The organism is Pantoea sp. E2023-21, from assembly GCF_051302795.1.
Taxonomy (GTDB): domain Bacteria; phylum Pseudomonadota; class Gammaproteobacteria; order Enterobacterales; family Enterobacteriaceae; genus Pantoea; species Pantoea ludwigii_A.
In genome coordinates this window covers 2,898,249-2,916,892 of sequence record NZ_CP195344.1, presented here as the reverse complement: position 1 = coordinate 2,916,892, position 18,644 = coordinate 2,898,249, and the positions used below count along the sequence as shown (strand labels likewise).

Here is an 18,644-nt window from a genome sequence, read left to right as displayed (position 1 = left end):
GCTGTCAGGCACATATCTCAACCTTGCCCGCGCTGACGCGCACCGGATAGCTCGCCACCGAGCGCGCTTCGTCTTCCAGACACAAGCCGTCACTCAGGCGGAAACGCTGTTTCTTCAGTGGACTCGCCACCCACAGCGCCTGCTGGTGCTCTGCAATCAGGCCGCGGGATAACACGCTAGCCTGGGCAAAAGGATCGATATTGCTTATGGCGTAGAGTTGCTCATCGTCACGCGGACGGAAGATGGCAATTTGCTGGCCTTTGATCAGCGCGCATGCACCGGTCGCAGGCAGGATTTGGCTGAGTTCACACACTGAATGCCACTGGCTCATGCGTCGATCTCCTCAATCAGGGTGACCGCAATACGTTCGGCGGGTTGCGCCGGACGGTGCTGATCGCGTTGGTTGATATGCTGCACCAGCGGATCGCGTCGATCGCTGTTGATAAAGGTACTGAAGTGGCTCTGCTGCTGCGGATCTTGCACCGTCGCGGCCCATTCACATTCCACCTCGGCACGCAGACGCGTCAGTTCATGCTCCAGCTGCGTATTCAGACCGAGCTTGTCGTCGACAATCACGCTGCGCAGATAATCGATGCCGCCATCCATGCTTTCCAGCCACAGCGAGGTACGCTGCAGGCGATCGCCGGTGCGGATATAGAACATCATGAAGCGATCGAGATAGTGCAGCAGTGTGTCGCGATCGAGATCGGCGGCCAGCAAATCGGCGTGACGTGGCTTCATGCCGCCGTTGCCGCAGACATACAGGTTCCAGCCTTTCTCGGTGGCGATGATGCCCACGTCTTTACCCTGCGCTTCGGCACACTCGCGCGTGCAGCCGGAGACGCCAAACTTCATCTTGTGCGGGGTACGAATGCCTTTGTAGCGGTTTTCCAGTTCGATGCCGAAGCCGAGGCTATCGCCGACGCCAAAGCGGCACCAGACGCTGCCCACGCAGGTTTTCGCCATGCGCAGCGCTTTAGCGTACGCCTGGCCGGTTTCAAAGCCTGCGTCAATCAGCTGCGTCCAGATAGCTGGCAAGTCATCGCGCTGTGCGCCAAACAAACCAATACGCTGCGAGCCGGTGATTTTGGTGTAAAGATTGTACTGACGCGCCACGGCGCCAATCGCCATCAACCCTTCCGGCGTGATCTCGCCACCGGCTGAGCGCGGGATCACCGAATAAGTGCCGTCTTTCTGGATATTACCGAGGAACAGATCGTTGCTGTCCTGCAGCGGTGCCAGCTGCGGCTTCAGCACATACTCGTTCCAGCAGGAAGCCAGCAGCGAACCCACCGTGGGTTTGCATACTTCACAGCCGTAACCTTGACCATATTTGGCTAGCAGTGCATCGAAGGATTTGATCTCTTCCACGCGAATCAGGTGATACAACTCCTGGCGTGAGTAGGGGAAGTGTGCGCACAGATGATTATTAACTTCGATACCCTGACGACTGAGTTCGCCATTCAGTACCTGAGTAATCAATGGAATACAGCCGCCGCAGCCGGTTCCGGCGCGGGTTTCGGTTTTCAGTGCGGCGACCGTATGGCAACCGCCTTGCACGGCTTTGACGATATCGCCTTTACTGACGTCGAAGCAGGAGCAAATTTGCGCGCTGTCCGGCAGCGAATCCACGCCCATTACCGGCTTCTCACCGCTGCCTGCGGGCAGGATCAGCAAGGCCGGATTTTCCGGTAACGCGATATTATTCAGCGCCAGCTGCAGCAGATTGCCGTAATCGCTGGTATCACCGACTAACACGGCACCTAACAGCGTGCGGTTATCTTCGCTAACAATCAGGCGCTTATAGATATTTTTTTGCTCATCAAGCCACACGAAGCTGCGCGCGCCCGGCGTGCGACCATGCGCATCGCCAATTCCGCCGACATCAACGCCCAGCAATTTCAGCTTGGCGCTCATATCTGCCCCAGCAAAGGCATTGTCGCGACCAACCAACCTGTCGCTGGCGACCTGCGCCATTTTATAGCCCGGTGCGACTAAGCCATAAATGCGGTTCTGCCAGGCGGCGCATTCACCGATGGCGAAGATGTCTGCATCGCTGCTCTGGCAATTGTCGTCAATGGCAATACCGCCGCGCTGGCCTAGCTGCAAACCGCACTGTTTGGCGAGTTTGTCCTGCGGGCGAATGCCGGTGGAGAAGACGATGAAATCCACATCCAGCGCGCTGCCGTCGGCAAACTCCAGCGTTTTACCGCCTTTGGCATGATGGACGATTTGCTGCGTGTTTTTGCCGGTATGCACGCGTACGCCCATCTGCTCGATTTTGCGTCGTAGCTGCTCGCCGCCTTGCGGATCGAGCTGCTCTGCCATCAGCACCGGCGCGAACTCAATCACGTGGGTTTCAATGCCGAGGTTTTTCAGCGCGCCTGCCGCTTCGAGCCCCAGTAATCCGCCACCAATGACTGCTCCGCGCGTGGTGCGGCGTGAACAGGCTTCGATGGCGTTGAGGTCTTCAATGGTGCGATAGACAAAGCAGTCGCTGCCTTCCGCGCCCTTGATCGGCGGAATCCACGGATATGAGCCGGTGGCGAAAATCAGCGTGTCGTAATGCACCGCGCGACCGGTATTAGAATGGATCAATTTTTCATCACGGTTGATGGTGATAGCGCGTTCGCCTAGCAGCAGCTTGACCTGATGCTTTTCATAGAAACCCACGCGTACCAGCGACAGTTCTTCAGCAGTATGGTGGGAGAAATAGGCGGAAAGGTGGACGCGGTCATAGGCGACGCGGGGTTCTTCACAGAAAACGGTTATCGCAAACTGATTAGATTCATCTTTGTCGATAAGTTCTTCTATAAAGCGGTGGCCGACCATGCCGTTGCCAATAATAACGACACTGTGCTTGCTCATGCTTGCCTCAAAAAATTGCGGTATCTGCGCTTACCTTAACGTGTCGCTTTTGGCGCTTATTGATGTACATCAAGCGCGTCCCCATATACCTATTTTGAGGTATGTAACTGATTTTGAACGAATTAGTTAAGTGGCTTATTTGGTTGATAATTACCCAATCATTTTCTTCGTCGCACATTCCGTAGCGGGGCGATTTGTCGCGCAATAAATTGCGCAGCTACGGAATGTGCCCGCGGTGGCATTGGTTTTCATGCTAGCTTTAGATTTTGTGTTTTACAGGAGAACGGCATGGCAAATCCGTCACTGAAGTGGATCAACAACCTGCGCGTAGCGGGCCAGCAAGGCTTGTGGCAAATCGAAATCGACAACGGCAAAATTGCGCACCTTCGCCCGCAGCCGTCGCAAACCCCAGCACAGCCTGACACGTTGGATGCTGAGGGCGGACTGGCGAGCGCGCCGTTTATCGAGCCGCATATTCACCTCGACACCACGCAAACTGCTGGCGAACCTGCCTGGAACCAATCCGGCACGCTATTTGAAGGCATCGAACGCTGGGCGGAGCGCAAAGCGCTGCTGAGTCATGAAGATGTGAAACAGCGCGCGCAGCAAACATTGAAGTGGCAAATCGCCAACGGTATTCAGCATGTGCGCACCCACGTTGATGTTTCGGATCCCACGCTCACCGCGTTAAAAGCGATGCTGGAGGTGAAAGCGGAAATGGCACCGTGGATCGATATTCAGATTGTGGCGTTTCCGCAGGAAGGGATTCTCTCTTATCCCAATGGCGAAGCCTTGCTGGAAGAGGCGCTGCGCATGGGCGCGGATGTGGTGGGCGCGATTCCACATTATGAGTTCACCCGCGAATATGGCATAGAGTCGCTGCATAAGACGTTTGCGCTGGCGAATCGCTACGATCGGCTGGTGGATGTGCATTGCGACGAGATCGATGATGAACAGTCGCGCTTTGTCGAAACCGTGGCGGCGCTGGCGCATCGCGATGGCAACGGCGAGCGCGTGACCGCCAGCCACACCACGGCGATGCACTCTTACAACAATGCGTACACGTCGCGGCTGTTCCGCCTGCTCAAGCTCTCTAATATCAACTTTGTGGCCAATCCGTTGGTAAACATCCATCTGCAAGGGCGCTTTGATAGCTATCCGAAACGTCGTGGCATCACGCGGGTGAAAGAACTGCTGGACGCGAATATTAACGTCTGTTTCGGGCACGATGATGTATTCGATCCCTGGTATCCGCTTGGCACCGCCAGCATGTTGCAGGTGCTGCATATGGGATTGCACGTTTGTCAGCTGATGGGCTACGAGCAGATCGATAATGGATTGCAGCTGATTACGGCGAACAGCGCCAAAACGATGCAGCTGAAGCATTACGGTATGGAACCAGGCAATGATGCCAGTCTGATTATTCTGCCGGCGGAAAGCGGATTTGATGCGGTGCGGCGTCAGGTGCCGGTGCGTTATTCGCTGCGCAAAGGGGTGCTAGTCGCCGCGACCCAGCCCGCCAGCAGTGCGATCTATTTAGCGGAAAAAGAAGCGGTAACGTTCAAACGCTGAAGAGCAGGGCGGAGCTCTCTCCGCCCGTCAAACTTAGTGCGTTACGTGGCCGTGCTGGCGATGTTTGGTTACAAAGCCCAGCAGAACACACATCACAAACACTACTGCGTACAAACCGTTAGCGGTAGAGAGCGCAGCATGCGCGCCACCTTGCGCCACGATTGGGCCAGTGACGACGAACGTCAGCATAGTGCCAACGGTGCCGCAGGTCAGGATGAAGTTCACCAGCTTTGGTGAAGAGACCTTGGTTTGCAGCGAACCCAGCGTGATGATGGTGGTGTAAATGGCGCTTGAGCTGAAGCCCAACGTCATGATGATCCAGTGCAGCATGCTGGCGTCTTTGGCGGTGACGAACCAGTACATCAAACCGGTTGCCAGCGCGGCCAGCACCATCAGAATGCGTTGCAGATCGAAGAAGCGCAGCACGAAGCTGAACACCCACATACCGACCATATACGCGGTCCAGAAGTTACCTACCAGTTGACCGGCAGCGGCGATATCCATGCCCATCGATTTGGTGGCGTATTCTGGCACCCACGAAATAAAGCCGAGCTGGCCCAGGATGTAGCACAGCGCTGCAATCGACAGGAACAGCACGCCGATGCCCCACTTCTCTTTCTCAACGCCCGGCTTAGCGGCTTCGCTTTTCAGTACCGGGAACTCAATGAACAGCGTCAGCACAAAGATCGCGACATAAATGATGCCGATGCAGGCATAAACCCAATACCATGGCAGCGCGCGCGCCAGCAGGACACCGGCAATGATCGGGAAGATGGTGCCCGCCATGCTGAAGAATGAATCGGTGAACAGCAGACGTGCGCCGCGTTGACGACCATCGTAAAGATGGGTGATCAGGAACGTACCGATCGACATGGTGATACCGCTGACTACGCCGAGCACGAACATGCATAGCGAGAAGACGGTGAGATCGTGGCTGGTCATCAGACCCGCAACGGCGAGGATCATCAGTACGAAGCCAAAGATCAGCTGGCGCTTCAACGGCACAATCACCATCAGCCAGGCGTTCAGGAACACCGACACCAAAATGCCTGCATTAAGGAAAGTGAAGGTGTTGCTCATTTCAGAGATAGGACGCTGGAAATACTGCGCGATATTGTCCAGCACCATACCGGTAACGATCACCAGTGCGCCAGTGAGCGCGTAAGAGAAATAGCTAATCCAGGTAAGGCCGAGCCGATTACGGTTTGTCATGTTCTGAACCTGTTAAGCGCCGAGGTTGGCAAAAAGTGTCATGAATTGTAAGTGCAAGCGTGATCTTAATAAACAACGAGTGAAACAAGGCTGAGATATTTCATTAATAGTGTGATTTTAGTCACGCAAATGATTGCGTGGCGGCAAAAGTATGACAATAGCAACATCCACGTAAATATCGGTAAAACGCTGGCTCTTGGATCACATGCTCTTTACAATCGATCTCGTTTTTAAGCTAGCTCTCCATGGTAAGGAATCTTTCATGCTTAAGCGTACTTTGACAGCGGCGGTTGCCCTGTTAGCACTCTCTTCCGTATCTTCTGCTGCGCTGGCAGCAAAAGGGGATACGCATGTGCTGCTCACCACCTCTGCGGGCAATATTGAACTCGAACTGAACAACCAGAAAGCCCCGGTTTCGGTGAAAAACTTCGTTGATTACGTCAACAACGGTTTCTACAACAACACCATTTTCCACCGCGTTATTCCTGGTTTTATGATTCAGGGCGGGGGTTTCACCACCGATATGCAGCAGAAACAAACGGTAGCGCCAATCAAAAACGAAGCCGACAACGGCTTGCGTAATCTGCGTGGCACCATTTCGATGGCACGTACCGCAGATAAAGATAGCGCCACCAGCCAGTTCTTCCTCAACGTGGCCGATAACGCGTTCCTCGATCACGGTCAGCGTGATTTCGGCTATGCGGTATTTGGTAAAGTTGTGAAAGGCCAGGATGTGATCGATAAGATTGCGCAGGTCCCGACTAAAGATGTGGGTCCGTACCAAAATGTGCCGTCAAAACCGATTGTTATCCTCTCCGCCAAAGTCCTGCCTTAATTCCGAAACGCGCCATTTTTTATAGGCGCGTCATTTGCACTCCGGCAAAGCAAAAAAATGCTGCTTATACTTAGGGCTCATTGCTTGCCGGAGGCGCTATGACCAGCAAACTCACCGAGAAACAGAAAGCCACCTTGTGGCAGCAGCGCCGTGCTGCGAGCTATCAAGCCAGCTGTCGTCTGGCCGGTTACACGTCCAATGAGCCGCTAATCGACGCCGAACACGCAGAAGAACGACTTGCGTCGCTAAGGAGACAATATGGCGGATAACAGTCTGGCAGTACGCGATCCCTATTTGTGGCATAACGATAGCGTGCTGAAGAATCGCCTTGAAATTCATGATGAAACGCAGCTGCGTAAAGCCGAACTGGCTTTTAGCACCGCACGCCTGGCGACCTTAGAACTAGGTCAGCGCAGCCTCGGTTTGCCGCGCCTGTGCCACATTCATCGCACCCTGTTTCAGGATCTCTACAGCTGGGCGGGAGAACTGCGTACCATCGATATCTGGCGTGACGAAACACCGTATTGTCACTGCGAATATATTGAGAAAGAGGGCAATACGCTGATGCAGGCGCTTGAGGAAGAGCGCGGATTGGCCGACCTCGAGCAACAGGCGTTCGTGGCGCGCATTGCGCATTATTACTGTGAGATTTTCGTGCTGCATCCGTTCCGCGCCGGTAATGGCCGCGTCCAGCGTATTTTCTTCGAACAGTTAGCGCTGCATGCCGGTTATCAGCTGTCGTGGGAAACCCTTGAACGCGAGGCGTGGCGCGCCGCGATCTCGGCTGGCGTCGCAGGCGATCTCGAACCGCTCACCGCGCAGTTTGCGAAAGTGGTGAGTCCGGCGCAGATCTTATAACAACACTTCCAAACCGTGCTTTTGCACTACCGACAACAGCTTAAGAGAGATACCGCCGGGGCGTTTAGCACCGGTTTCCCACTTTTGCACGGTTGAAACGCTGGTATTCAAATAGCGGGCAAAAACCGGCTGGCTGATGTTTAAATTCTCGCGCAGGTTTTTTATCGCCTGCGCATCGAGCGCGACGACATCGCTTAGGCAACGTTCATCAAAGTTACGCATGCTTTGTTTACTGATAGCATCGGCTTCAAACAGACCCGATGCAGCGCTATGGATGGCTTCCAGAGCCGGACTTTTAAATTTACGCGTTATGGTCATGACACATCTCCACCAACTCCCGCACGGCGATCAACCGGTTCAGAGCCTCATTTGAAATAAGCGAGTAATGTTTTGCCAGCTCGCGAAAGCCTTCAAGCTCGCTTTCGCTCAAGCTAATCTGGTCTTGTTTGGCGAATAGGAAAGTATAAATCCAGTTTTTCCCGCCTTTCGCCAAAATGATGGCGCGATCGCGATTCTGCTGCAGACGCTTTTTAAATACTCCACCACCTAAATCATCGGCATAGCCAAGTCTTACTGCTGCCATAGCGCGGCAAAGTTCTTCATCACCAATTAAATGCCGCCGGGCTTGCTTGCTGAACCACTTCGTTTTGAACACACGTGCATTAGCTGACATAGCAACTCTCCAAAATATAGCACTGAGTGTGAGAGTAATCAGATTCTTTTTTTGTCAGCTAGCGGGTATTCAATTTGAAGGTGTTAACATGGCTCTTTTGCGACCTTTCTTGCGCCGGTCGCCAGCAATGACTCACATTTACGACTTAATATGCTGCTGCTAATCGATAACTACGACTCCTTTACCTGGAATCTCTACCAATACTTCTGCGAGTTGGGCGCTGACGTGCGCGTCGTGCGCAACGACGCCATTACGTTGGATGAGATTGACGCGCTGCCGCTGACGCATCTGGTGATTTCACCTGGCCCATGTACGCCGGATCAATCCGGCATTTCGCTCGCGGCTATTCGCCATTTCGCCGGACGCGTGCCGATTCTTGGCGTTTGCCTCGGGCATCAGGCGATCGCACAAGCCTATGGTGCGCAGGTGGTGCGCGCGCGCCAGGTGATGCACGGCAAAACCTCGCTGATCCAGCACACCAGTCAAGGTGTGTTTCGCGGTCTGAACAATCCGCTTACTGTGACGCGCTACCATTCATTGATTGTGGCGCGCGATTCGCTGCCTGCTGAGTTTGAAGTCACCGCGTGGAGCCTGCGCGATGGCCAGCCGGATGAGATCATGGGTTTCCGCCATCGTCGCTTGTCGCTGGAAGGCGTGCAGTTTCATCCGGAAAGCATTCTCAGTGAGCAAGGGCATCAGCTGCTGGCTAATTTCCTCAACGCGTAACTTATGTTTGCCTTCGTGTGATTTTTTATGCATATTTTGTGATTATAATTTCACATCAGCTCAACAAATAACCCGATGAGGTCGTCAATGGCAGCGGAAAAACTAGCGGTAACCCGGGAAACGTTCGATAACGTTATTTTGCCTGTTTATGCACCTGCGCAGTTTGTGCCGGTTAAAGGCAAAGGCAGCCGAGTGTGGGATCAGCAGGGCAAAGAGTATATCGATTTCTCCGGCGGTATCGCGGTGACTGCATTGGGCCATTGCCATCCGGCGCTGGTGGAAACGCTGAAAACGCAGGGCGAAACGCTGTGGCACACCAGCAACGTGTTCACCAACGAACCGGCGCTGCGTCTGGCCAGCAAACTGATCGCTGCTACCTTTGCCGATCGGGTATTTTTCGGTAACTCCGGTGCGGAAGCCAACGAAGCGGCATTCAAGCTGGCGCGTTATTACGCCTGTAAAAAACACAGCCCGTTCAAAAGCAAAATCATCGCCTTTCACAATGCCTTCCACGGCCGCACGCTGTTTACCGTGTCGGTTGGTGGCCAACCGAAATACTCCGATGGTTTCGGTCCAAAACCGGCGGATATCGTGCATGTGCCGTTCAACGATCTTGAGGCGGTCAAAGCGGTGATTGACGATCATACCTGCGCCATCGTGGTCGAGCCGATTCAGGGCGAAGGTGGCGTTGTGCCGGCTACGCAAGAATTTATGCAAGGTCTGCGCGCGCTCTGTGATGAACACCATGCGTTGCTGGTGCTGGATGAAGTGCAGAGCGGCATGGGCCGCAGCGGCAAACTGTTTAGCTATGAACATTACGGCATTAAGCCCGATATCCTCACCACCGCGAAAGCGCTGGGCGGCGGATTCCCGGTGAGTGCGATGCTGACTACCAACGAAATTGCCTCGGTGATGGCGCCGGGCGTACACGGCACCACCTACGGCGGCAATCCGCTGGCCTGTGCGATTGCCGAAACCGCGTTGGATATCATCAACACGCCGCAAGTGCTGGCAGGTGTAGAAGCACGTCGTCAGCAATTTGTTGAAGCGCTGCAAGCCATCGACAGCAAATTCGCTATCTTTAGCGAGATTCGCGGCAAAGGTCTGCTGATGGGGGCCGCGCTGAAGCCGCAGTTTGCCAGCAAAGCGCGTGACATTCTCAACGCTTGCGCAGCGGAAGGGCTGATGATTCTCACTGCGGGCACCGATGTGATTCGTTTTGTGCCGTCACTGGTGATTGAACCTACCGATATCGCCGAAGGCATGACGCGTTTCGCCCGCGCGATTGAAAAGGTACTGGCCGCTTAATCCGCTTTAGGACGTAACACCTTGAGCCAGCGACCATGATGCGGTCGCTGGCTCCACGCCAGTGAAGAGATGGTGTGCATGACGTTAAGGTGCTGCAAGATCCGCTTCACATGCTGTTCGACAATCGTCACCGGCCCTTCATTAAGATTCTCCGGCGCCTCCAGAATATTACTGTCGTTGCCCGGCCCGTCATATGCCAGCCGCTGCTGACAACGCTGCAGCGCGATTTCACAGGATTGCAGATAACGTTCTGCCAGCTTCGCCGTCAACATGGTGTGTTCGCGCGCCAGGATCGTCATGGCGTTAATATGCTCGACAATGAACTGACTGTGCGTTACCCACATGCGCATATCTTTTAGATATTGCAGGTTAAAGCCCGGCTCGCTCGATGCCTGGTTCAATGAGTTGAACAGCGCATTGTGCGCCTGATTAACCTTCATGCGCTGATAAGCCAGTTTCTCGGGCGACTGTTCCGGTCCCAGCAACAGTCGCAAGGCATCCTGATACGCTTCCAGCGCATCGTGTGCGTTCTTGCGCAGCAGCCCGCTTTGCCACTGCGGCCACAACCAAATCATCCCGGCGAAGGCAATCAAACAGCCCATCAGGGTATCCATCATGCGTGGCAGTAAAAATTGCGCGCCGTTAAGTGACAGCAGCTGCAGCGAATACACTGCGGTGACGGTGAAGCCAATCATCGACCAGCCATAATATTTCCGCGTGATCAGATAACTTGCCAGCGTGATCCCCAGCATAAACAGCAGCGTGATCGATTCCGGCACCGCCAGCTGTAGCGAGGCGGCAGCGATCAGCAAACCCGCAAAGGTGCCCAGCGCACGGTGCTGAATACGCACGCGTGTCGCGCTGTAGCCGTTCTGGCTGACGAACATGATGGTCATCAGAATCCAGTAAGGTTTGGGAATGTTGAAGAACAGCGCCAACGCGCTGCCAAACATCAGCATCACGGCGAAACGAGCGGCGGTGCGTAACGCGGAAGATTTGAACGACAGATAACTGCGCAACGCCGGCAACAGCGGCAAACGGCGCTGGCGATCGGCCATCAGGTCACGTGTGTAGAGTGGCTTCTGCGTGCGCAACACGCGGGCGATGCGACTGAAGTGATACAGGCAGAAGTTGCCGACCGGATTATCCGGATGCTGGCGCGCAATTTTCTCCAGCGCGCCGAGCTGTTTCTCCATGTGAAAACGATCGGGTAATTGATGGTAGAGGATCGCATCGGCCAGCACGCGCAGCCGGGCTGAGATGATTTTGGCGTTCCAGCGAATCACCGCTTCGGCGTGGCTCTCCTCCACGAGCTTTTGCACCTCTTCGGGCTGATGCAAACTCACCGAGATGTGTTCCTGTAAATCCAGCGCCACCTGAAAAGCGCGTGTCAGACGTTTGTGGCTGTTATCACGGCTGGCCGACAACATGTGCATTTGCTGGTAGCAGGTCGTGATGAGATCGACCGCCTTTTGCTGGCGTGCCAGCAGGGGGGGCAGCGCTTTTTCCGGATCGGTCAACTGCGTCAGTAAGGTGTATTTGGCATCGCAATAATCGGCCAGCTCACGGAACAGCAGGCTAAGCGATTCGCGCATCGGCTGCTCTTTCCACAGCCAGAACCAGAACCAGTTGAACAAGCCGTACCACAGCGTGCCGCCTATGTAGAGCAGCGGCGGCACCCACATCGGCATGCGTCCCACTAAACTGAGCGTAAAGATGGCGGCGATTAACGTCGCGGGGAGCAGGCGCGCATGCAGTGGGCCGATTTCACCGGTCACGCCAATCAGCAGCGGCAGCGCCAGCAAAATCAGCGGCAGCGGAATTTGGTACGCGGTGAGGATTTGCATCAGGAAACTGCCGGTGGCAAACAGCGAACCCCCTACAATCAGGCGTTTGAAGAAGCGTTTGTGCGGCGTATCCAGCCCCGCCATATTGCAACAGGCAGGCACTAACGAGAACAGCAGACCTTTTTGCAGATCGCCAAACAGCCAGCCGAGAGCCACAGGCAGGCACAGCACCAGCGTTTGCCGCAGCGCATAGTTAACTTCAGGATGATAGATGATTCGGCGCCACATCAGCTCATCGCAAATAGAAACGGCGCGATGTTGCCATCACGCCGTGGGTGAGAAGAAATTAGCGGGTGCCGTAAACGACGATGGTTTTACCGTGTGCGGAGATCAGATTCTGATCTTCCAGCATTTTCAGGATACGACCCACGGTTTCGCGTGAGCAGCCCACGATCTGACCAATCTCCTGACGGGTGATTTTGATTTGCATCCCGTCCGGGTGAGTCATCGCATCTGGCTGTTTGGCCAGATTTAGCAGCGTTTGCGCGATACGTCCGGTCACATCGAGGAAGGCAAGGTTGCCCACTTTCTCAGATGTCACTTGCAGACGACGCGCCATTTGCGACGAAAGTCGCATTAAAATATCCGGGTTTACCTGAATCAGCTGACGGAATTTTTTGTATGAAATTTCAGCCACTTCGCAGGCAGACTTCGCACGCACCCAAGCACTGCGTTCCTGGCCTTCTTCGAAAAGACCGAGTTCGCCGATAAAATCTCCCTGATTGAGATAGGAGAGAATCATCTCTTTGCCTTCTTCATCTTTAATCAGTACCGCTACGGAACCTTTCACGATGTAGTACAGCGTTTCCGCTTTCTCACCCTGATGGATGAGCGTGCTTTTGGATGGATATTTGTGAATATGGCAATGGGACAGGAACCATTCGAGTGTAGGGTCTGTTTGCGGTTTGCCGAGAACCATTCGCTATTATCCTCTGTTGTAATCGTGCCCAAAATACAGGGGGCATTTTTCCCTGTCAGGCGGTTTAATCGTCGAGCGTTTCCAGTAAAGGAAAAATTATTCCGGGTGGACTCTTAAGCTACGCTTTTGATTCTTCCCGCCTTCGTCTGTAATGACGAAAATATTTTCAGCACTGTTTGTAGCACAGCTTTAGCGAGCTGTCTTGTGTTGTCTCGCTTCAGCAGAAGGGGGATTACTCTGGATTGCTGTTTGTCAGGTGAAAGCGTACTCTGGCGGCAAAACCGCCTCTTCAGGAGAAAGAATAATGCAGGCACGAGTGAAATGGGTGGAAGGTTTGACCTTTCTCGGAGAATCCTCATCCGGCCATCAGGTATTAATGGACGGTAATTCCGGTGATAAAGCGCCAAGTCCAATGGAGATGGTGCTGATGGCGGCGGGCGGTTGTAGCGCTATTGATGTGGTGTCGATCCTGCAAAAAGGGCGCAGCGATGTCGCCGATTGCGAAGTGAAACTCACTTCAGAACGTCGCGAAGAAGCGCCACGTATTTTTACCCGCATCAATCTGCACTTCATCGTCAGCGGCAAAGCGTTAAGCGACAAGGCGGTTTCACGCGCGGTTGATTTGTCAGCGGAAAAATATTGCTCGGTGGCGATCATGCTGGGCAAAGGCGTGGAAATTACGCATAGCTACGAAGTGATCGCGCTTTAATGCTGGCAGGTGCGCATTAATGCGCACCCTACAAAACGCTCTCATTTCGTAGGGTCGCCATTCATGGCGACCAATGACACTCACTCAATCCGCTTCCCTTCAATGAGTCGCTGCACCAGCGGTAGCATAATCAGCTCCATCGCCAGTCCCATTTTTCCGCCCGGCACCACCAGCGTATTGATGTGGGAGATAAACGATCCCTGAATCATCGACAGGAGATAGGGGAACGCGATGCCTTCCAGACCGCGGAAATGAATCACTACGAAACTTTCGTCGAGCGACGGAATTTCGCGTGCCGCAAATGGGTTGGACGTATCAACGGTTGGCACACGCTGGAAGTTAATGTGGGTGCGTGAGAACTGTGGCGTGATGAAGTTGATGTAATCCTCCATTGAACGCACCACCGAATCCATCACCGCCTCACGCGAATGACCGCGCTCGCCCGTGTCGCGCACCAGCTTCTGAATCCACTCAAGATTAACAATCGGGACTACGCCAACCAGCAAATCGACATGCTCTGCGACATTTTGCTGCTGCGTGACCACGCCGCCGTGCAAGCCTTCATAGAACAGCACATCAGTGTTCTCCGGCAGCGGTTGCCAGGGGGTGAAAGTGCCCGGCACCTGATTCCACGGCACGGCTTCGTCGTAAGTGTGCAAATATTTACGCGATTCGCCCAAACCGGTTTGGCCGTAATGCCTGAACGTCTGCTCAAGCAAGCCGAAGTCGTTGGCTTCCGGGCCGAAGTAACTGATATGGCGACCCAGATCGCGCGCCTTGCGGATCGCCATGTCCATTTCCGGACGCGTGAAGCGATGGAAACTGTCACCTTCTACTTCCGCTGCATGCAAATTCAGCTGCTGGAAAATCTTACGGAAGGCAAGGCTGGTGGTAGTGGTTCCGGCGCCGCTGGAACCGGTAACGGCAATAATTGGATGCCTGGCTGACATAACAGAGCTCCCTGTGAGGTCCGGCGATGAGCATTGTTACCACGAATTGCCGCGGGGTGCATCAGCCGCGGAATTCACCTTTTGGCATGATATTGATGGATTCATGCAGTTCCGACCACACCAGCACCACATCGCCACGCTCCAGCTGGCGGCGCACGTCGGCAACTTTTTGCAGTAAACTGCGTTCCTGCTCGCCATAATCAGTACCTTCGCGTAACACAAAGGTTTCAATCAGGTTTTCCAGCGTGTCCGCTTCGAGTTCTTGCCAGGGAATAATCACAATTACACATCCAGATACGTTGAGAGCCAATCGGGTACGCGCTGTTCCAGCCACATTTTCGGTTTAAGCAAGGTGCCGCCGACAAAGCCAACGTGGCCGCCTTGCTGCGTCAGTTGATACTGAATCGATGCTGAAAGCTGGTCAGGTTGCGGAATAACCGCATCGGTCATAAAGGGATCGTCTTGCGCATGAATAATCAGCAGCGGTTTACGCACGCCGGTCAGCAGCGGCATCGCGCTGGCACGTTGATAATAGTCGTTCGCGTCAATAAAACCGTGCGCACGTGCGGTTATCGCATCATCAAATTCGCGTAAGCGGCGAAAAGCGCGCAGTTGGGCGAGATCGACCGGCAACGTGCCGGGCCAGGCGTGTAATTTACGCGTGGCGTTTTTCTTCAGCCGCGTCAGCAAATAGTGCTGATAGAAACGCGAGAAGCCGACATCCAGTTTGGTGCTGCATGGCTCGAGCGCCAGCGGCGCCGAGATGGCAATGGCCGCATCAATCGGTACATCGTGACCTTGCTGACCCAGCAGGCAAGCGAGCATGTTGCCGCCCAGGGATACGCCGACGGCGGCGGTTGGCACGGTGCCCCATTCGCGCTGCAGCCAGTTAAGAAAGTAGGTTGCGTCTTCGGTTTCACCGGAGTGATAGATGCGCTTTAAGCGGTTCGGTTCGCCGCTGCAGCCGCGGAAGTGCATTACCACCGCCAGCCAGCCACGCGCTTGACACGCCTGCATCAGGCCGTGCGCGTAGGGACTGCGAAAGCTGCCTTCCAGACCGTGAAACATCACCATGCGCGGCTTATGACGCGCCTGCGCCGGGTCTTCACTCCACGCTAAATCAACAAAATCGCCGTCCGGCAGGTCAAGACGCTGCCAGTGCGGACGTAAGGTAACGCGGCGACGTAGAATGCGCGGCAGCAGCGTTTGCAGATGCGCGTTAGTGAATCCGCGCAGTGGTTTAAAGCGCTCGCCGCTGGGGCGATCAAAATAGCTTGGGTAAAGGCTTGTCTGATGCATAAGTCGCTGATAGCTTCGATGGGTTGTTCGCTTTACTGGGTGAGGAGCACCCGAATATACATGGAACTGAGTCTTTTTTTATCAATGTTAGGTTTTCTCTGGGTCGCGGCCATCACGCCCGGGCCCAATAATATGTTACTTACGGCCTCGGGTGCTAATTTTGGCTTCCTGCGCACCCTTCCGCTGCTCATTGGTATCATGATCGGCATGCAAGTCATGTTGCTGATGGTGGCATTTGGCATTGGCGGTCTTATCCTGCTTTATCCTTCACTGCATCTGATCCTGAAAATTGCCGGTAGCCTTTATCTGCTGTGGCTGGCGTGGAAAATCGCCACCGCCGAGTATGAAAAGCTGGAAACCGATGAGGTTACGGTGAAGCAAATGCCGTTCTGGCAAGGCGGTTTGCTGCAGCTGATCAACCCGAAAGCCTGGCTGATGGCGCTGGGTGCGGTGGCGAGCTTTAGCCTGGCAGGCAGCGAATATCTGCATTCGGTGGTGGCGATCAGCATCGGCATGGCGCTGGTGAACGTGGTCTCTGGCGTGATTTGGATGGGCTTTGGCTCGCTGATTGGACGTCTGCTGCGCAGCCCACGCGCGTGGAAAATCTTCAATCTGGCGATGGGTTTACTCACTGCCGCGTGCGTGTTGCTGATTTGGCGCTGAGTTAACTGGAAGCGCGTTCTACGCGCTTCCACGGCAACACTTCCTGCACCACCGGTGAGTTCGGCTGCCGGATGCGCTGCAGCAGCAATTGCACGCTGCGTGCCCCCATGTGATTCATTGGCTGCTCAATGGTCGTCAGCGGCGGATTCAGGCTGCTGGTAAAGTTGATACCATCAAATCCCACCACCGCTAAATCCTCTGGTACGCGCAACCCCGCTTCCAACGCTGCGTGGATGACGCCGACAGCCAATACATCAGAGACCGCAAACACGGCATCAGGACGTTCCGGCTGCGACAGCAGTTCACGCAATGCCGCGCTGCCCGCTTCGCAGGTGATATTCTCGGCGTAGGCCACGCCCCCCCACGTAAGATCCAACTGCTCCAGCGCCGCGCGATAACCTTCTTCACGCTGATGAGAGTAGAGGTAGCGCATATCGCAGTTCACGAGTGCAATACGGCGGCGGCCTTTCTCCGCCAGATAACGCACGGTTTCGAAGGCCGCTTCTTTATTATCAATCGTCACGCTGGACGCTTCGATCGATGGATCGTATTCCGCACACTGCACCCAAGGCGCATCGCCAATCAGCGCTTTCAGCTCCTGCAAACAGCCGGCCGCGTCCATGGTGATCACGCCATCCACCACCTTGCCGGTGAGCAGCGCAATATAGGCCGCTTCGCGTCGCAGCTGTGATCCTGAGTTGCACAACAGAATGTGGTAACCCTGCGCTTCCGCTTCCGCCTCAATGCCTTGAACCACACGCGAGCAGAAGGGATTGGTAATGTCGGGGATCAACACTAACAACATATGGCTTTGCGCGGTGCGCAACTGGCGCGCCAGCAAATTGGGCTGATAGTCGCAGATGTCGATGGCTGCCAGCACTTTGGCGCGCGTATCCGGGCGCACGCCGGGATTTTGGTTCAAAACCCGTGAAACAGTGGCTTTTGACACGCCAGCCAGGTGCGCGACTTTTTCAATCGACATGTATTTAGGACCGCAAGTGAAAGGTGAAAAATGAGAAGTCTATCAATATCACAGACGTAATGTGAGCGCGTGACATATTTATCGATTTCTACCTTCTTTCCATTTGTGTTTTTTGCATAGCCTTGCCCGATGTTGATCTAAGAACAGATCGGCATTAGGGATAATTTTTAATTCCTTTATGAAATTACTGTCGCTGGAGAAACTGCCCAGACAAAAACACATTGGGGTGAATGATGATGGCGATGAAAAAAACAATAACGGCGGTCGCGGCGGCTCTGGCCCTGATGGCGTTCCAGGCGCAAGCGGTCAACGTTACCGTGGCATACCAGACGTCGGCTGAACCGGCCAAAGTGGCGCAGGCGGATAATACTTTCGCCAAAGAGAGCGGTGCCACCGTCGACTGGCGCAAATTTGATAGCGGTGCCAGCGTGTTGCGCGCACTGGCATCGGGCGACGTACAGATTGGCAATATCGGTTCAAGCCCGCTGGCGGTCGCCGCCACGCAAAAGCTGCCAATTGAAGCTTTCCTGCTGGCCTCACAGCTCGGTAACTCCGAAGCGCTGGTGGTGAAGAAAACCATCAAAGATCCTAAAGACCTGATTGGTAAGCGCATCGCCGTACCGTTCATCTCGACGACGCATTACAGCTTCCTCGCCGCGCTCAAGCATTGGGGCATCAAGTCTTCACAAGTCACGTTAGTCAACCTGCAGCCGCCAGCGATTATTGCCGCCTGGAAACGCGGTGACATTGACGGTGCTTACGTCTGGTCTCCGGCAGTGAATGAGCTGGAGAAAGATGGCAACGTGCTGACGGATTCTTCGCAGGTCGGCAAGTGGGGCGCGCCAACGCTGGATGTGTGGGTGGTGCGTAAGGACTTCGCGCAGCAGCATCCAGACATCGTCACCGCCTTTGCCCGAAGCGCCGTTGAAGCGCAGCAAGCTTATATTGCCAATCCGGAACAATGGCTGAAGCAGTCAGACAACCTGAGCAAGCTGGCGCGTCTGAGCGGTGTACCGGAAGCGGATGTACCGGTGCTGGTGAAAGGCAACACGTATCTGACCGCGCAACAGCAGGTTGAGCAGCTCGGCAAGCCGGTAAACAAGGCCATTGTGGATACCGCCAACTTCCTGAAAGAGCAGGGCAAAGTGCCTGCGGCGGACAACGATTACAGCAGCTTCGTCACGACGCGATTCGTTGCGCCCTTAGCAAAATAACCGGAGGCC

20 protein-coding genes are annotated in these 18,644 nt (G+C 54.7%); 9 read left to right on the top strand and 11 right to left on the bottom strand.

Annotated elements, in window-relative coordinates:
* Nucleotides 1-4: 4 nt before the first annotated feature.
* Both nirD and nirB read right to left on the bottom strand, forming a co-directional pair.
* Entirely contained in the window at nucleotides 5-331 is a 327-nt protein-coding gene (gene nirD, locus ACRQ84_RS13765; RefSeq protein ID WP_483816348.1) for a nitrite reductase small subunit NirD, read from the bottom strand.
* The gene (nirB, locus tag ACRQ84_RS13760; protein WP_483816347.1) at nucleotides 328-2,868 is read right to left on the bottom strand and encodes a nitrite reductase large subunit NirB; all 2,541 of its coding nucleotides are present in this window, start codon (nucleotides 2,866-2,868) and stop codon (nucleotides 328-330) included. The genes nirD and nirB overlap by 4 nt, the downstream gene beginning before the upstream one ends.
* A gap of 288 nt (nucleotides 2,869-3,156) precedes the next feature.
* Between nirB and ACRQ84_RS13755 the strand changes: the two genes are divergently transcribed.
* A complete protein-coding gene (locus tag ACRQ84_RS13755; protein ID WP_483816346.1) occupies nucleotides 3,157-4,440 on the top strand; it encodes a cytosine deaminase in 1,284 nt (427 codons plus the stop codon).
* Nucleotides 4,441-4,473: 33 nt separating this feature from the next.
* Here ACRQ84_RS13755 and tsgA read toward each other — a convergent pair whose 3' ends face one another.
* Nucleotides 4,474-5,652: an MFS transporter TsgA gene (gene tsgA / locus ACRQ84_RS13750; protein ID WP_483816345.1), complete on the bottom strand. Its 1,179-nt coding sequence runs from the start codon at nucleotides 5,650-5,652 to the stop codon at nucleotides 4,474-4,476.
* A gap of 262 nt (nucleotides 5,653-5,914) precedes the next feature.
* Between tsgA and ppiA the strand changes: the two genes are divergently transcribed.
* The 3 genes from ppiA (at nucleotide 5,915) to ACRQ84_RS13735 (ending at nucleotide 7,345) form a co-directional block, all read left to right on the top strand.
* Complete coding sequence (gene ppiA, locus ACRQ84_RS13745) at nucleotides 5,915-6,487, top strand: peptidylprolyl isomerase A (RefSeq protein ID WP_064739715.1); 573 nt, start codon at nucleotides 5,915-5,917, stop codon at nucleotides 6,485-6,487.
* A 98-nt stretch (nucleotides 6,488-6,585) separates the two neighbouring features.
* Nucleotides 6,586-6,756: a YhfG family protein gene (locus tag ACRQ84_RS13740; protein ID WP_483816344.1), complete on the top strand. Its 171-nt coding sequence runs from the start codon at nucleotides 6,586-6,588 to the stop codon at nucleotides 6,754-6,756.
* Nucleotides 6,746-7,345: a putative adenosine monophosphate-protein transferase Fic gene (locus ACRQ84_RS13735; RefSeq protein WP_064739714.1), complete on the top strand. Its 600-nt coding sequence runs from the start codon at nucleotides 6,746-6,748 to the stop codon at nucleotides 7,343-7,345. The genes ACRQ84_RS13740 and ACRQ84_RS13735 overlap by 11 nt, the downstream gene beginning before the upstream one ends.
* On the opposite strand, the gene ACRQ84_RS13730 is transcribed toward ACRQ84_RS13735, so the two are convergent.
* The gene (locus tag ACRQ84_RS13730; protein ID WP_483816343.1) at nucleotides 7,340-7,663 is read right to left on the bottom strand and encodes a helix-turn-helix domain-containing protein; all 324 of its coding nucleotides are present in this window, start codon (nucleotides 7,661-7,663) and stop codon (nucleotides 7,340-7,342) included. The two genes, ACRQ84_RS13735 and ACRQ84_RS13730, sit on opposite strands and share 6 nt — an antisense overlap.
* The gene (locus ACRQ84_RS13725; RefSeq protein ID WP_483816342.1) at nucleotides 7,647-8,018 is read right to left on the bottom strand and encodes a type II toxin-antitoxin system RelE/ParE family toxin; all 372 of its coding nucleotides are present in this window, start codon (nucleotides 8,016-8,018) and stop codon (nucleotides 7,647-7,649) included. Before ACRQ84_RS13725 ends, ACRQ84_RS13730 begins: the two co-directional genes overlap by 17 nt.
* Before the next feature lie 150 nt (nucleotides 8,019-8,168).
* On the opposite strand from ACRQ84_RS13725, the gene ACRQ84_RS13720 reads away from it, so the two are divergent.
* Nucleotides 8,169-8,744 (top strand): aminodeoxychorismate synthase component II, encoded by a 576-nt coding sequence (locus ACRQ84_RS13720; protein WP_064739711.1) that lies wholly within the window; start codon nucleotides 8,169-8,171, stop codon nucleotides 8,742-8,744.
* An 87-nt stretch (nucleotides 8,745-8,831) separates the two neighbouring features.
* Entirely contained in the window at nucleotides 8,832-10,052 is a 1,221-nt protein-coding gene (argD, locus tag ACRQ84_RS13715) for a bifunctional acetylornithine/succinyldiaminopimelate transaminase (protein WP_064739710.1), read from the top strand.
* Here the strand turns inward: argD and ACRQ84_RS13710 are convergent.
* Together ACRQ84_RS13710 and crp are read right to left on the bottom strand one after the other, a co-directional pair.
* Complete coding sequence (locus ACRQ84_RS13710) at nucleotides 10,049-12,127, bottom strand: YccS/YhfK family putative transporter (protein ID WP_064739709.1); 2,079 nt, start codon at nucleotides 12,125-12,127, stop codon at nucleotides 10,049-10,051. The two genes, argD and ACRQ84_RS13710, sit on opposite strands and share 4 nt — an antisense overlap.
* A 58-nt stretch (nucleotides 12,128-12,185) precedes the next feature.
* Nucleotides 12,186-12,818, bottom strand: a complete 633-nt coding sequence (gene crp, locus ACRQ84_RS13705; protein ID WP_003852956.1) for a cAMP-activated global transcriptional regulator CRP — start codon at nucleotides 12,816-12,818, stop codon at nucleotides 12,186-12,188.
* A 304-nt stretch (nucleotides 12,819-13,122) separates the two neighbouring features.
* Between crp and ACRQ84_RS13700 the strand changes: the two genes are divergently transcribed.
* Nucleotides 13,123-13,527, top strand: coding sequence for an OsmC family protein (locus tag ACRQ84_RS13700; protein WP_483816341.1), 405 nt, complete (start codon nucleotides 13,123-13,125; stop codon nucleotides 13,525-13,527).
* Between the two features lie 80 nt (nucleotides 13,528-13,607).
* On the opposite strand, the gene ACRQ84_RS13695 is transcribed toward ACRQ84_RS13700, so the two are convergent.
* From ACRQ84_RS13695 to ACRQ84_RS13685, 3 genes are all read right to left on the bottom strand, one after another.
* Nucleotides 13,608-14,477: a phosphoribulokinase gene (locus ACRQ84_RS13695; RefSeq protein WP_483816340.1), complete on the bottom strand. Its 870-nt coding sequence runs from the start codon at nucleotides 14,475-14,477 to the stop codon at nucleotides 13,608-13,610.
* Nucleotides 14,478-14,538: 61 nt separating this feature from the next.
* Nucleotides 14,539-14,757: a YheU family protein gene (locus ACRQ84_RS13690; protein WP_007892223.1), complete on the bottom strand. Its 219-nt coding sequence runs from the start codon at nucleotides 14,755-14,757 to the stop codon at nucleotides 14,539-14,541.
* A 2-nt stretch (nucleotides 14,758-14,759) separates the two neighbouring features.
* The gene (locus tag ACRQ84_RS13685; protein ID WP_064739705.1) at nucleotides 14,760-15,776 is read right to left on the bottom strand and encodes a hydrolase; all 1,017 of its coding nucleotides are present in this window, start codon (nucleotides 15,774-15,776) and stop codon (nucleotides 14,760-14,762) included.
* A 60-nt stretch (nucleotides 15,777-15,836) separates the two neighbouring features.
* Between ACRQ84_RS13685 and ACRQ84_RS13680 the strand changes: the two genes are divergently transcribed.
* Complete coding sequence (locus ACRQ84_RS13680) at nucleotides 15,837-16,439, top strand: LysE family translocator (RefSeq protein ID WP_064739704.1); 603 nt, start codon at nucleotides 15,837-15,839, stop codon at nucleotides 16,437-16,439.
* Between the two features lies 1 nt (nucleotide 16,440).
* Here ACRQ84_RS13680 and ACRQ84_RS13675 read toward each other — a convergent pair whose 3' ends face one another.
* Entirely contained in the window at nucleotides 16,441-17,421 is a 981-nt protein-coding gene (locus ACRQ84_RS13675) for a LacI family DNA-binding transcriptional regulator (RefSeq protein ID WP_483816339.1), read from the bottom strand.
* 233 nt (nucleotides 17,422-17,654) lie between these two features.
* On the opposite strand from ACRQ84_RS13675, the gene tauA reads away from it, so the two are divergent.
* A complete protein-coding gene (gene tauA, locus ACRQ84_RS13670; protein WP_483817928.1) occupies nucleotides 17,655-18,635 on the top strand; it encodes a taurine ABC transporter substrate-binding protein in 981 nt (326 codons plus the stop codon).
* Nucleotides 18,636-18,644 lie beyond the last annotated feature (9 nt).